This is a genomic window from Pseudoalteromonas nanhaiensis (assembly GCF_051235485.1).
Taxonomy (GTDB): domain Bacteria; phylum Pseudomonadota; class Gammaproteobacteria; order Enterobacterales; family Alteromonadaceae; genus Pseudoalteromonas; species Pseudoalteromonas lipolytica_C.
Genome location: NZ_JBPNYQ010000016.1, coordinates 49,778 through 64,396, shown reverse-complemented (window position 1 = coordinate 64,396; position 14,619 = coordinate 49,778). Strand labels below are relative to the sequence as shown.

Annotated in this window: 11 protein-coding genes; 4 read left to right on the top strand and 7 right to left on the bottom strand. The window is 41.9% G+C overall.

From position 1 onward, the window contains the following. The first annotated feature begins 3 nt into the window (after nucleotides 1-3). Nucleotides 4-1,908: a pyruvate dehydrogenase complex dihydrolipoyllysine-residue acetyltransferase gene (aceF, locus tag ACSFVZ_RS14145; protein WP_435559109.1), complete on the top strand. Its 1,905-nt coding sequence runs from the start codon at nucleotides 4-6 to the stop codon at nucleotides 1,906-1,908. Nucleotides 1,909-2,096: 188 nt separating this feature from the next. Further along, on the top strand, nucleotides 2,097-3,521 hold the full coding sequence (gene lpdA / locus ACSFVZ_RS14140) for a dihydrolipoyl dehydrogenase (protein ID WP_138557162.1): 1,425 nt from the start codon (nucleotides 2,097-2,099) through the stop codon (nucleotides 3,519-3,521). 121 nt (nucleotides 3,522-3,642) lie between these two features. Here the strand turns inward: lpdA and ACSFVZ_RS14135 are convergent, their stop codons facing one another. Further along, nucleotides 3,643-4,611, bottom strand: coding sequence for a class 1 fructose-bisphosphatase (locus ACSFVZ_RS14135; protein ID WP_235381745.1), 969 nt, complete (start codon nucleotides 4,609-4,611; stop codon nucleotides 3,643-3,645). 160 nt (nucleotides 4,612-4,771) lie between these two features. Here ACSFVZ_RS14135 and ACSFVZ_RS14130 point away from each other — a divergent pair, with 160 nt between their 5' ends. Both ACSFVZ_RS14130 and ACSFVZ_RS14125 read left to right on the top strand, forming a co-directional pair. Next, nucleotides 4,772-7,201 carry a zinc-dependent metalloprotease gene (locus tag ACSFVZ_RS14130; RefSeq protein WP_435559108.1) on the top strand — a complete coding sequence of 810 codons (2,430 nt, stop codon included), beginning with the start codon at nucleotides 4,772-4,774 and terminating at the stop codon, nucleotides 7,199-7,201. A gap of 105 nt (nucleotides 7,202-7,306) precedes the next feature. Then, nucleotides 7,307-8,089 (top strand): YggN family protein, encoded by a 783-nt coding sequence (locus tag ACSFVZ_RS14125; RefSeq protein ID WP_135923558.1) that lies wholly within the window; start codon nucleotides 7,307-7,309, stop codon nucleotides 8,087-8,089. Nucleotides 8,090-8,151: 62 nt separating this feature from the next. Here the strand turns inward: ACSFVZ_RS14125 and ACSFVZ_RS14120 are convergent, their stop codons facing one another. From ACSFVZ_RS14120 to surA, 6 genes are all read right to left on the bottom strand, one after another. Beyond that, nucleotides 8,152-10,167, bottom strand: a complete 2,016-nt coding sequence (locus tag ACSFVZ_RS14120) for a methyl-accepting chemotaxis protein (protein ID WP_135923559.1) — start codon at nucleotides 10,165-10,167, stop codon at nucleotides 8,152-8,154. A 140-nt stretch (nucleotides 10,168-10,307) separates the two neighbouring features. Next, nucleotides 10,308-11,123: a symmetrical bis(5'-nucleosyl)-tetraphosphatase gene (locus ACSFVZ_RS14115; RefSeq protein WP_435559107.1), complete on the bottom strand. Its 816-nt coding sequence runs from the start codon at nucleotides 11,121-11,123 to the stop codon at nucleotides 10,308-10,310. A 6-nt stretch (nucleotides 11,124-11,129) separates the two neighbouring features. After that, complete coding sequence (gene apaG / locus ACSFVZ_RS14110; RefSeq protein WP_054550996.1) at nucleotides 11,130-11,519, bottom strand: Co2+/Mg2+ efflux facilitator ApaG/CorD; 390 nt, start codon at nucleotides 11,517-11,519, stop codon at nucleotides 11,130-11,132. Beyond that, the gene (rsmA, locus tag ACSFVZ_RS14105) at nucleotides 11,503-12,309 is read right to left on the bottom strand and encodes a 16S rRNA (adenine(1518)-N(6)/adenine(1519)-N(6))-dimethyltransferase RsmA (RefSeq protein WP_135923561.1); all 807 of its coding nucleotides are present in this window, start codon (nucleotides 12,307-12,309) and stop codon (nucleotides 11,503-11,505) included. Before rsmA ends, apaG begins: the two co-directional genes overlap by 17 nt. Next, nucleotides 12,306-13,298 (bottom strand): 4-hydroxythreonine-4-phosphate dehydrogenase PdxA, encoded by a 993-nt coding sequence (gene pdxA / locus ACSFVZ_RS14100; RefSeq protein WP_135923562.1) that lies wholly within the window; start codon nucleotides 13,296-13,298, stop codon nucleotides 12,306-12,308. The genes rsmA and pdxA overlap by 4 nt, the downstream gene beginning before the upstream one ends. Nucleotides 13,299-13,303: 5 nt before the next feature. Continuing rightward, a complete protein-coding gene (gene surA / locus ACSFVZ_RS14095) occupies nucleotides 13,304-14,596 on the bottom strand; it encodes a peptidylprolyl isomerase SurA (protein WP_135923563.1) in 1,293 nt (430 codons plus the stop codon). Between the last annotated feature and the right edge of the window lie 23 nt (nucleotides 14,597-14,619).

The window sequence follows — 14,619 nt, the reverse complement described above, 5'->3', positions numbered from 1 at the left end:
CCAATGAGTATTGAAATTAAAGTACCAGATATCGGTGGCGATGAAGTTGAAGTAACCGAAATCCTTGTTAGCGTTGGTGATAAGGTTGAGGTTGATCAGTCGTTATTAACGGTTGAAGGCGACAAAGCATCAATGGAAGTACCTGCTGCACAAGCAGGTACGGTTAAAGAAATTAAAGTAGCTGAAGGTGATACGGTAACGACGGGTTCACTTATCATGATCTTCGAAGGTGAAGAACAAGCAGCTGCACCAGCACAAGCTAAAGAAGAAGCTAAAGAAGAGCCAACTAAACAATCTTCAGCTTCTGCAACGCAAGAAGTTAATGTACCAGATATAGGCGATGATGAAGTTGAAGTAACTGAAATCATGGTTGCGGTAGGTGACACGGTTGAAGAAGAGCAATCTTTATTAAGCGTTGAAGGCGATAAAGCATCAATGGAAGTACCTGCGCCATTTGCTGGTACTGTTAAAGAGATCAAAATCGCAACTGGCGATAAAGTGAAAACTGGCTCTTTAATCTTCGTTTTTGAAACGGCATCAAGCGGCTCTGAAGCATCTGCAGCAGAATCAACTCAAGCAGAATCAGCTTCAGCAGAAGCTGCTCCTGCTACATCTGGCACCAAAGAAGTAAACGTGCCAGATATCGGTGGTGATGAAGTTGAAGTAACCGAAGTGATGGTTGCTGTTGGCGATAAGGTTGAAGAAGATCAATCAATCTTAAACGTTGAAGGCGATAAAGCATCAATGGAAGTACCAGCACCATTTGCCGGTACAGTTAAAGAAATCAAAGTAGCAGCTGGAGATAAAGTATCAACTGGCTCACTTATCTTTGTATTTGAAGTAGCCGGTAGTGCACCCGCTGCAGCAGAACCTGTTCCTGCAAAAGCTGAAGCCGCTCCTGCTGCAAAAGCACCAGCAGCTGAAAAGCCTGCATCAGTACCTGCAAGCAACGAAGGTTTTGCAGATAACAAAGCGTATGCACATGCATCACCAGTTGTTCGTCGTTTAGCGCGTGAGTTTGGTATTAACCTAGCAAACGTAAAAGGCACGGGTCGTAAGAATCGTGTTGTTAAAGAAGACGTACAAAACTACGTAAAAGACCTTGTGAAGAAAGTTGAATCAGGTCAACTATCTGCAGGCAAAGGTAATGCGGGTGGCGGTGAGTTAGGTCTTATCCCTTGGCCTAAGGTTGATTTTGCTAAGTTTGGTGAAATTGAAGAGAAGAAACTTTCGCGTATTCAGAAGCTATCAGGTGCTAACTTACACCGTAACTGGGTGCAAATCCCGCATGTTACACAGTTTGACGAAGCGGATATCACAAGCCTTGAAGCATTCCGTAAAGAGCAAAACGCGCTTGCTGAGAAGAAAAAGCTGGGTGTTAAAATCACGCCACTTGTGTTTGTGATGAAAGCGGCGGCGAAAGCACTTGCTGAATTCCCAACGTTTAACTCTTCACTGTCTGAAGACGGCGAAAGCTTAATCTTGAAGAAGTACATCAACATTGGTGTTGCGGTTGATACGCCAAACGGCTTGGTTGTTCCAGTATTCAAAGATGTTGATAAAAAAGGCATCATTGAACTTTCTCGTGAATTAATGGAAATTTCAGCTAAAGCACGTGACGGCAAGCTAACTTCATCTGATATGCAAGGCGGTTGTTTCACAATCTCAAGCCTTGGTGGTATCGGTGGTACAGCGTTCACGCCAATTGTGAATGCGCCAGAGGTTGCTATCTTGGGTGTATCTAAGTCAGAAATGAAACCTAAGTGGAACGGCAAAGAGTTTGAACCTAAATTAATGGTTCCATTATCAATGTCATACGACCATAGGGTTATTGACGGTGCACTAGCAGCACGCTTTACTGTGACGCTAGCAAGCTACATGAGCGATATTCGTCAATTGGTGATGTAATCGTCTCATAATTTATAAGAATCAAATCCCAGCAAGGTGTTTTTTGCTGGGATTTTTACCATTGGCAATGATACAATCTTTGCCATAGAACAATCTTGGTATAGATATCTGCTCTCCCTTTCTGCCTTGCAGAAACATGGCAGTTAAACTTAGGGGCAGTGTCCCGTTCAAACATTTAAGGTAATAGCATGAGCAACGAATTAAAAACTCAAGTTGTTGTACTAGGCGGTGGTCCTGGTGGTTATTCTGCGGCTTTCCGTGCTGCTGACTTGGGCTTAGAAGTAACATTGGTAGAATCTCGCAACACATTAGGCGGTGTATGTCTAAATGTGGGTTGTATTCCTTCAAAAGCACTTTTACACGTAGCTAAAGTGATTGATGACGCTGCAGAAATGTCATCTCACGGCGTTACTTTTGGTAAGCCTGAAATCGACCTAGACAAAATCCGTGATTGGAAAGAGTCTGTAATCGGTCAATTAACTGGCGGCCTAGACGGCATGGCTAAAATGCGTAAAGTGAAAGTAGTTAATGGCTACGGTAAATTCACTGGTAGCAACACACTAGCTGTTGAAGGTGAAGACGGTACAACAACGATCACATTTGATAATGCTATTATCGCTGCAGGTTCTCAACCTGTTAATTTACCTTTCATCCCTGAAGATGACCGCGTAATTGACTCAACAGGTGCACTAGAGCTTAAAGATGTTCCTGAGAAGCTTCTTGTTTTAGGTGGTGGTATCATCGGTCTTGAGATGGGTACTGTATACCGTGCGCTAGGTTCTGAGATCGACGTTGTTGAATTTGCTGATCAATTAGTACCAGCAGCTGATAAAGACGTTATCAAGATCTACCAAAAATACGTTAAGAACAAGTTCAACGTAATGCTTTCTACTAAAGTTGTTGGCGTTGAAGCGAAAGAAGACGGTCTATACGTTTCATTCGAAGGTAAAAACGCACCAGCTGACGCAGTACGTTACGACAAAGTACTTGTAGCTGTAGGTCGTACACCTAACGGTAAATTACTTGACGCTGATAAAGCAGGCGTTAACGTTGATGAGCGTGGTTTCATCAATGTTGATAAGCAGCTTAAAACAAACGTTGATCACATCTTCGCTATCGGTGATATCGTTGGTCAGCCAATGCTTGCGCACAAAGCAGTTCACGAAGCTCACGTTGCTGCAGAAGTTATCTCAGGTCAGAAACACTTCTTCGATCCTAAGTGCATTCCTTCAATCGCATACACAGATCCAGAAATCGCATGGGTTGGTGTAACTGAGAAAGAAGCTAAAGAGCAAGGCTTAAACATCGAAACTGCGGTATTCCCTTGGGCTGCTTCTGGCCGTGCAATCGCTTCAGCACGTACTGAAGGTCAAACTAAGCTAATCTTCGATAAAGACTCAGGTCGCGTTATCGGTGGTGCTATGGTTGGTATCAACGCAGGTGAAATGTTAGGTGAAATCGGCCTAGCAGTTGAAATGGGCGCAGACGGTGAAGACCTAGCGTTAACTATTCACGCTCACCCAACGCTAAACGAATCAATCGGTCTAGCTGCTGAAATCTTCGAAGGTTCAATCACTGACCTTCCAAACAAAAAAGCAGTTAAAAAGAAGTAAGTTCTTTTAATGAATAGCTTTAAAAAACCCAGCTTAGGCTGGGTTTTTTGTGTTTAGATTGGAGCAACAAAAAAACCGTGTTTGTTATTACAAACACGGTTTTTGTTATTAAGAGCTCGGGTTACTTATGGTAGCTTAAGCAGGTTTCAACTTCATTTTTAGAGCCTAAGATCACCGCCACTCGCTGGTGGATGGCATCAGGTTGAATCTCCATGATGCGCTCAGTACCTGTAGAGGCAATACCGCCAGCTTGCTCAATTAGCATTGCCATTGGGTTTGCTTCGTATAATAAACGTAATTTGTTTGGTTTGTTTGGATCTTTCGTGTCTGTTGGGTACGTGAAGATACCACCACGGCATAATACACGATGAACATCACCCACCATTGCAGCAATCCAGCGCATATTGAAGTTACGGCCGCGCGGGCCTGTGTCACCGGCTAGCAAATCGTTAATATAATTTTGCATCGCAGGTTGCCAATGGCGTTGATTTGAAGCATTGATAGCAAATTCGCTGGTCTCTTCTGGGATTTTTGCAAACTCTTGCGTTAATAAGAAAGTGCCGTGAGTTTTATCTAAAGTGAAAAAGCGCGTGCCTTTACCTGTGGTAAGAGCCAATACGGTTGATGGGCCATATAACACGTAACCTGCCGCAACTTGGTTCTTACCTGGTTGCATAAAGATACTAGGGTCAGCTGGATCAGAGCCTTCAGGCGCCGCCATAATTGAGAAAATCGTACCAACGAGCGAGTTGATATCAGTATTTGATGAACCGTCAAGTGGGTCGAATGCAACAATGTAGTTGGCATTTGGATTACCTGCAACAGTGAAGTCTTCTTCTTCAGAGGCAATGGCTTTTACGTAGCCCGATTCTAATAAAATATCTTTTAAAAGTTGGTTAGTTAGAACGTCGAGTTTTTTCTGTGTTTCACCCTGAATGTTTTCGTCTAGGGTTGAGCCTAATACGCCAGATAGGGCGCCTTGACCAACACGAAATGAAATCTCTTTACATGCCGCAAGTACTGTTCTGATCAATGAGATCAGTTCACGAGGGCAACCATCTTCTAACAATACCGGTGGGAGTCTACGCATTCTATTTTCCTGATAACGTTGTAGCCAGACATTTTTAGTGTGAGAGAGAATGTCTTAGCAAGCGCTGAATTTCGTCTTAAATAGCTGATTTTTATAAACGGTACTTTATACTGCTTAATACCTATACAGTATTTAAAACGCGAATAACAAAGATAAGATTATGCAAAAAATACCATTACTACGATATCTGCTCTTAGCTGTGCTACTTACTATGATAACTCAAGCACACGCAGCAATTAAGTCTATAAATGATTTTACTGAAAAAATGACTCATTTTTCGGGCTATTTTTCATTTTATTACGATACAGAAAACGGCAAATTGTACCTTGAGGTGGATAAACTCGATCAGCAATTTTTATTACAACAAAGCCTACCTTACGGTGTTGGCTCAAACGATATTGGCTTAGATCGTGGTCAGTTAGGTGATACTCACTTGGTACAGTTTGAGCGTTTTGGTGATAAGGTGATGCTAAGAGCCATTAATACTTATTACCGCGCTAACACTAATAATCTTGCGGAACAACAAAGTATTAAAGAAGCATTCGCATCAAGTATTTTAGCGGGTTTTAGTGTTGTTGCTCAATCAGACACTGCTGTATTAGTTGATTATACACCTTACCTATTAAGCGATGTTCATGGTGTGAGCCGCCGTTTATCGGCAACCGGGCAAGGAAGTTTTAACTTAGATAGCAACCGCAGTGCAGTTTATTTAGCGCGTTCAAAAGCATTTGAAAAAAATACAGAATTAGAAGCCGTGCTTACTTTTCAAGGAAATAACCCGGGTAAGTATGTTCGCCAAGTGAGTGCCGACCCCTATGCGCTGACAGTGCATATGCATCATTCATTAATTGAGTTACCTGATGATAATTACACCCCGCGCAAATTCCATCCTCAAGCAGGTTTTTGGAGCATTGAGCATAAAGATTATGCGGCTGCGCTGGGTGAGTCTATGTATGTACGTTACATCCCACGTCATCGTTTAGCGAAAAAAGATCCGAGCTTACCAATCAGCGAACCCGTTGAACCGATTGTTTATTATTTAGATCCGGGCGTACCTGAGCCAGTTAAAACAGCGTTACTTGATGGTGCTAAATGGTGGAATGATGCATTTAGTGCAGCAGGCTACAAGAATGCTTTTATCGTTAAAGTATTACCTGATGATGCAGACCCTATGGATGTGCGCTATAACGTGATCCAATGGGTTCACCGTGCAACACGTGGCTGGTCGTATGGCAGCTCTGTGATTGACCCGCGAACAGGTGAAATTATCAAAGGTCATGTGACACTCGGGTCACTGCGTGTTCGTCAAGACATCCTAATTGCAGAAGCATTAGCTGCTCCATACTTTGAAGGCAATGAAGTGGCTAAGCGTTTACAAGCCATGGCACTTGATCGTATTCGTCAATTAAGCGCCCATGAAGTAGGGCATACTTTAGGTATTTCGCATAACTTTGCAGCGTCAGTGGCAGACAGAGCCTCTGTAATGGATTATCCACATCCGTTACTGAGCTTTAATGAGCAAGGTAAGTTAGATGTAAGCCGAGGCTATGCTGCTGGTATGGGCGTTTGGGATACTCAAGTGATTAAATACGGCTATAGTGATTTCACTAATCAAGATGAAGCACAGCAATTGGCCGCAATTTTAGCTGAAAACAAAAGTAAAGGGCTGGAGTTTATCTCAGACAGTGATGCCCGTGCTCAAGGTGGTGCTCACCCAACTGGCCATTTATGGGATAACGGTAGTTCACCGAGTGATGAGCTAATGCGTGTACTTGATGTTCGTAAACAGGCGCTGACGAGCTTTGGCATTGAGAACATCAAAACGGGCACTGCTTTATCGCAACTAGAAGAAATGCTGGTGCCACTTTATTTATTCCACCGTTACCAAGTAGAAGCTGCGGTTAAACTAATTGCTGGTGTGAATTACGAATACGAAGTACGCGATGGCTCACAGCCAAAAGGGGCGCAGGTTGTTGCAAAGCAAACACAACAAGCGGCAGCCGATGCAGTGCTTGCTACACTAAAAGCCGAGAGCCTTGTTTTACCTGAGTCGGTATTAGCGCTTATTCCACCAAAAGCGTATGGTGAATCTAAGTCACGGGAGAGCATTGTTGGTCGCACAGGACTTACGCTTGATGCTATGGCACTGCCTGAGGTGGCTGCTGCACATAGTTTGAATCTACTTTTTAATAGCCAACGCATTAACCGCTTAGCGCAGCAGCAAGCAAGAAGTGATGCATTTTATGGTTTAGATGCGCTATTAGCGCAAACTTATCAGCAAGTTTTTGAGCAAAAAATTGCTTCAGGGATGGCAGGTAAAATTAGCCAGCGTGTGCAGCTTTTAACTGCGAAACAGTTTGCCGATTTAATCGCAAGCAGCGAAGTCGCACCCGAGGTACAAGCCCAACTTCGTTACTACTTAGCTAAACTAGCAAAGAGTTATCAGCAAGAATCAATGCTAGGCAGCGCATCAGTTGGTAACAGTGCATTCAAGCAGTATTTAAGCGAGCAAATAAGTCACTTTTTAGAAAGTGGTGAATGGCCTGCCAACTTTAAAGTGTTGCCAATGCCACCGGGTTCGCCAATTTAACCTTCCTGTGTTTTAAGGCGCCTAGCATAGCTAGGCGTTTTACTTGCATAAAACTGGATATTTGCTAATCTAGCGGCCTTCCTTTTTTGTCTTATTGAGGTGTATATGGCGTTCTTTTCTCGCTCGTTGTTGGCAGCGGCCATTACATTCTCTAGTTTTTCCAGCTACGCTACCCTTGAAAAAAAACAATGTGATGTTGAGCTTAGTCATGGCTTAATTATTACTGACGATGTTATTCGTATTGTTGATAAAGGTCAGACACGGGTACAAATTAATAACGATAAGCAATTATTTATTCGTGGTTACTGGGTTGATTTGAGCCCCGAAGAAAGCAAAGTTGTTGAACAGTTTAGCCGTGGTATCAGACAAACCGTCCCAGAGCTAGTAGACCTTGCGACTGATGGTGTAAATCTCGGTTTAAGTGCGATTGAACAGGTCGTTGAAGGTATGTCAGATAAAGAGCCTGAAGTACTAAAAACTCAGCTGCAATATGTTGAACGTGCGCTGATGGATAAGTTTAAGCGTGGCGATGACTTTTTCTTTATTGCTCCGCAGTCGCTGTCGAAAATCGATGATTTCTTCACTAAGGAAATTAGCCAAAAAATTCACTCCGCAGTTCACGGTTCACTGGGGGCTATTTTAGTGTCGCTGGGGGATGCGTTTAAATCGCGCGAAGGAAATATCGAAGATCGTATCAACGATATGGGACAGCGAATGGATATAATCTCAAAAGAAATTGATAAATCACTGCAAAAAAAAGCAGAGCAGCTTGAGATGAAAGCTTCTGAGTACTGTGAATGTTTAAACTCTTTAGATGTAACTGAATCAAGATTACAAAAAATAGTGCCTGGAATGGCAGATTTTGACTTAGTGCAAATTAAGTCATAGCCTTTTTTAAAGATAAAAAAACCGTGTTTTGAACACGGTTTTTTTGTTTGTATTTATGCTTATTAAACTTTAAACGCATCGACCGATAATCGAAGCTCTTCTGCTAACTTAGCAACTTCTGAGCTTGAGATGTTAGTTTGGTTTGCGCCTTCAGCTGTTTGCTCTGCAATTGCCACGATAGACTCCAATCGTTCACTGATCTCTTGCGATACTTGTTGTTGCTCATGAGCCGCAGTGGAAATTTCTTCACTTACATTGTGCGCTTGAGCAACAGCTGCAGTAATTGAGTCTAGTGCAGTGTTGGCAAGATCTGATTGCTCAACGCATGATTCAGCTTGTTGTTTACCTTTAGACATTGCTGCTACAGCAGCTTCTGCGCCTACTTGCAGAGATTCAATCATTGCTTGAATTTCTTGGGTCGACTCTTGTGTTTTACTTGCTAGTGAACGTACTTCGTCTGCTACAACCGCAAAACCACGACCTTGTTCACCTGCACGTGCCGCTTCTATAGCCGCGTTGAGTGCAAGGAGGTTGGTTTGTTCAGCAATGCCACGAATTACATCTAAAATACCGCCAATTGACGCGCTGTCTTTGTGTAACTGATTAATAACGTGTGATGCATCATCAACTTCACGCGCAAGTTGTTCAATGGTTGCTTTGTTTTGCGAAGAAATACCTTTAACACGATCAGCTTCTTTGTCCGCATTTTTGATTTCGCTAAGTGCTTGTTGTGCACTGCTGCTTACTGCTTGTGATGTGCTGCTCATTTCAGTGGTTGCAGTGGCTGCTTGTTCAACTTGTGCTTGCTGATTGCGAATCGCTTGGCTAGATTCCTCAGTGATCGCAGAAGTCTCTTCTGATGCGGCTGCAAGTTGCGTAGAACGAGAAATAATACCTTGAATAAGTGTTCGTAAACTTTCAATCAGGGTATTACAACTACGAGACAATTCACCGAATTCATCTTTTGCTGAATCATCTAAACGTTGCGTCATGTCGCCGCTGGCAACGATATCAAGAATACGATTCACCTCAAGCAGAGGTTTCGTGATACGGTTAACCGTAATGACTGCGACAACAATAGCAATTAAGGTCGCAATAGCCATCGCAATCCATGTCCAAATTGTCGCTGTCGATACATTACCGCTCACATCTTGTTGTAGATCAAATGCTAAGACAGTTGCTTCGTTTACAAGGTCTCTTAACTGCTTTAATGCTTCGGTGGTTGAGTTTTCTGCATTAGCAAGTTCTGCTTGTGTTTGCGCTATGGCATCGATTAAGCGCTTTTTGTTGGCTGATAAACTGTTGTTACCACGCACATTGTTAGCCAAAGATTCAAAGTAATTATTTAAATCATTGTATAGTCCAGCGTTGTTATCAATAATTGCTGGGCGTATAAGACCAAGGCTTCGCTCAATCTCTTCTAGGTAATATACTTGCTCATTTTTAATGATATCGAGGGTATTTAGCGTTTTCACCGTAAGCATATCAGTGCTGTTTGTAACCACTGACTGGAAGTTGTTTTCCATGTTGTTGGCGGCTTGGTAGGCGCGAGAATGGTTTTCTTCAAGACCGTCAATATCAATGATATCAAGAACTACTGAGTTCGCATCTTCTGCGCTAATTTCTATATTCTCAAGCTGGCTTGCGAGTGTTTTGTTTAAATCGAGTTGTGTTTTCTTATCAGCAAATAAATTTTCGACAGATTTATTGAACCGCTTGTAGGTCTGCTCAACTTGTTGGCTGCTGCTTTTTAGTTCAGGATCATCGCTGACAATGCGTTGTAATTCTTGATAAGAGCTATCATAACGTTTTTTCTGTTCATTAAAGCGATTACGTATTGTTGTTAGTTCTTCTTGTGATGATGTATAAAAACTGGCTTGTGCAGCTTTACTCATTAAAATAAATTCGACCTGCAGCTCGTAGCTTTTATCAAGCGCTGGTAGCGACAGCTGATTAACACGCTGCGTTGATTGATCAATATTGGTAATTCTGACCAACGAGTTACCACCAATAAAAAGCAGGAGCAAGGTAATGACAATAAAGCCACCCCAAATACGCTGTCTAACGGTCAAGTTCATATGTAATTCCACAAAATAGTACTAATCAACACTTATCGGCAAGGTTGCCAATTAGTTAAGTATTTAAATTTAAGTAGCTTTAATTTAAATTTACTTTAATTGTATAAATCTAACAGATGTTCAGTTATTTTTCAGTTTATTTAGATAAAAGAATGAGAACTTTCTGTGAGGTACTTATTTTTGCTTAGTTCCATTAGTGTCATAGCACCTCCCCATACACAGCCTGTGTCGAGGGCATGAATATTTTTATATTCAACCTTTCCTTCTAGAGCAGCCCAGTGGCCAAATGTAATCTGTTGTTTTAATTTCAGAATATTTTGATGCTCAAACCAAGGAATAAATGAAGTATCGATACTTGTATTGGTTTTATTATTTAAATCTAACTTGCCATCATGGTCGACAAACCGCATCCGAGTAAAGTAATTAACGATGTAGCGAAACTTTTCCTCATTGCTTAAAGATTTTAACCACTCAAACGGGTGAGGATCATACATATGCGTAAAATAATGATGCGCATCGTCACCTTGGTAACAGGATTCGGCGAAGCGAGCACGTTTGAGGGCTTTTTTGACTGACCAGTTAGGGTTTAGCCCCGCATGACTGATAAACATATTATAGTTTTCAAGCCAAATAGCTAAAGGTTGTTGCTGTAAAAATTGAATATAATCAGCGCGTTTTGAGCTATTAAAAAGCGGTTCTAATTTATCTTTAGGATTGGCTGGCTTATTCAAATGGTGACAGGCAATCAGATGCAAATCATGATTGCCTAATGTAATGCTAACACTACCTTGCATGCTATATAGCCGCTCAAGACACGCAAGTGAATCAGGACCTCTTGCGACTATATCACCCACTAAATATAAATGATCTTGGCTAGGGTTGAAGTTAACACGTTTTAGTAACGCATCAAACTCAGTAAAACAGCCTTGTAGATCACCTATTGCGTAGTCAGCCATGCTTACCTAATGCAGTATATTTGGACGTGCTAAACGAAACACTTCGATAGGCGCTTCAAATTCAGTTCCAAACTCATTGCGCATTGTGTAGTGGCCCTGCATCGTGCCCACAGGAGTATCGAGAACTGCTCCGCTGGTGTATTTATAGCTTTCTCCAGGGGCAATTGTTGGCGTTTCACCAACAACCCCTTCACCTTGTACTTCGACTTCTTTGCCGTTGGCATCGGTAATTAACCAATAGCGACTTAAAAGTTTTGCACTGCATAAGCTGTGGTTTTTAATGGTGATTGAGTAAGCAAAAACGTATTTATCTTGTTCAGGCTCTGATTGGCCTTCAACATAGAAGGTCTCAACAGAGACCTTAATTGGCGAACCTAAATTACTGCTTGTTGTCATAAATCCAATTAGCTATATCAATAAATTGTTGTAAAGACAGGCTTTCTGCGCGAAGCGTAATATCAATACCTATGCCAGTTAACTCTTCAGCTGTCAGTAAGTTAGATAAACTATTACGCAGTGTTTTACGGCGTTGGTTAAACGCTTCTAAACAGACTGTATTTAAAAGTTTGGTACTCTTTGCTGTACGTTGCTCAGGCTTTTTAGGGATCAAGCGGATCACTGCTGAGTCAACTTTTGGTGCGGGCTTAAAGCACTCAGGTGGCACATCAATCACTGGCATCGCATGACAGTAATATTGTGTCATCACACTTAAACGGCCAAAAGCTTTGCTGCCCGGACCTGCGACCATACGTTTGACCACTTCTTTTTGCAGCATAAAGTGCATATGCTCAACGTTGTCTGCAAATTCAAATAAGTGGAATAACAACGGAGTTGAAACGTTGTAAGGTAAGTTACCAAATATTTTTAGTTTTTCATCCGCTTTGATTAAGGTACTAAAATCAAACTTCATTGCATCACCTTGATGCACTGTAAGTTTTGGACCTAAAAATGGATGGCTTGTTAAACGCTCTGCTAAGTCTTTGTCTAACTCAACAACAGTTAAATGGCCACTTAAATCAGCAACAGGCTCAGTGATTGCACCAAGACCCGGGCCGATTTCTACTAAATTGTCTTCAGGTTTAGGATCGATAGCCGTGACGATTTTATCGATAATCATGTCATCGTTTAAAAAGTTTTGACCAAAACGCTTACGGGCGCGGTGTCCTAAATGTACTTTATCTGTCATTGATTCTGTGCTTTTTCATGGGCGAGCTTAATTGCTTCGCGGATCGCTAATTCAAAACTACCCACATCAGCAGTGCCTGTACCGGCTAAATCAAGTGCTGTGCCATGATCTACTGATGTGCGAATAAATGGCAAGCCAAGAGTGATATTGACTGATTTGCCGAAACCCTTGTATTTTAGCACAGGTAAGCCCTGATCGTGATACATTGCCAGCACTGCATCTGCTTGCGATAAATACTTATCTTGGAAAAGAGTATCAGCTGGTAAAGGGCCAATTAAATTCATACCTTGGTTATTTAAAAGCTCAAGGGTAGGTGTAATTGTGTCAATCTCTTCAGTACCTAAGTGACCGTCTTCACCTGCATGTGGGTTTAATCCGCACACTAAAATACGCGGCTTCTCGATACCAAACTTTGTCTGTAAGTCATGGTTTAATATCGAGATAACTTTACTTAATCGTTCAACTGTAATGGCACGTGATACATACGCCAGTGGAATATGCGTTGTAACAAGTGCAACGCGTAAACCTTCGGTTGCAAGAAGCATGACGACATCGGCAGTATTTGATTGCTGAGCAAAATATTCGGTGTGACCACTGAATGAAATACCTGCTTTATTGATAATGCCTTTATGAACTGGACCCGTCACAACAGCAGCAAAGGTTCCATCCATATTCTTTTCACTGGCGATACGTAAGGTATCAAGTACATATTGGCCATTAGCGTCATTTAAAACGCCAACTTCAACGTCTTCACCTAAATCGACTTGATGAAGGTAAACACTTCCAGCTGGTGTGTCGGTTGGAGCTTGCGTTTCGTCAAACTTAATTAGGTTTAATTCTAACCCTAATAATTTTGCGCGCTGTTTTAACAGCGCACCATCAGCAATCACAACAAGCTGGGCATCCCAGTGATGTTGAGCTAATTTTATTAGTAAATCAGGGCCTATACCGGCCGGCTCACCGGGTGTTATTGCAATTCGTATAGTCATGATCGTTATTCTGCTGGGAAAATATCAACATGGGCTTGTTCGCGCATTTCTTGCTGCCAGTTGAAACTTTCTTCTTTAAATTTACGATTAAACAGCAGTTGATGCGCGCGGTTACGTTTAGCTTGCTCTGTTTTGTCTGCTACACGCTTATCAAGTAACTGCACAATGTGCCAACCGAATTGCGTTCTGAAAGGCTCACTGATTTCATTTTTATCAAGTGAAAGCAGAGTATTTTTAAACTCAGGTACATAAGTACTTGGATCAGTCCAATCGTACTCACCGCCTTTTAATGCAGAACCCGGGTCTTCAGAGTATTCTTTTGCTAGTTCAGCAAAGTCTGCCTTTCCTTCACGTAAGTCTTTAGCAAAGCCTTTTAGCATGTCACGCGCTTTTTCTTCGCTTAAGATAATTGATGGCTTGATTAAAATGTGACGTGAGCGAACTTCTGTTGTTTCAACCACTTGACGACCACGAACATCCTGAACTTTGATGATGTGGAAACCAGCACCTGAACGAAGCGGGCCAACAATATCGTCTTTCTTATGACCCTTCACTGCTTCAGCAAACAACGATGGCATTTCATTGATGCTCATCCAACCTAGTTGACCACCTTCAAGGGCTTTTGAGCCACTTGATGATGAGATAGCAATACGTTTAAATTCTTTACCTTCATTTAAAAATTCGATTACTTTGTCTGCACGTGTTTTTGCACTTGCGATTTCATCAGCTGTTGCATCGCTTGGGATATCAATCAGGATGTGACCAATGTCATACTCTTCGGCATTTTTACCTTGAGTTTCCATGATTTTTAATAAGTTATCGATTTCTTGTGGGCTAATGTAAATTCGACGATCAACATTGGCGCGAGTCACTTGCTGAGTCGTTATTTCTTTACGGATCTCTTCACGATACGCGGTGTAACTTTCACCTGCAGCCTCAATCGTACGACGTAAATCTGCAATCGTACCGCCTTGCTCACGGGCCATGTTTTCAAGTGTTTGGTCTAATTGAGAATCTGAGATTTCTAGACCCATACGCTCTGCAAGTTGCATCATAAGCGTTTGGTTTACTAAACGTTCAATCGCTTGAATACGTAGCGTGTCATCAGAAGGCAGTTGCTGGCCTTGCTCTGCTGCTTGAGTTTTAACACGGTTAATGATGGTGTCAACTTCACTTTGTAAAATAACACCTTGGTTAACAACCCCGACGACTTTGTCGATTTCGACAGGTTTTGCGAAAACACTTTGGCATAGGCCAACTGTTAATAATGCTGATGCAAATAGTTTTTTTAAATTCATACTTTTTCTAATACTCTTGCTAA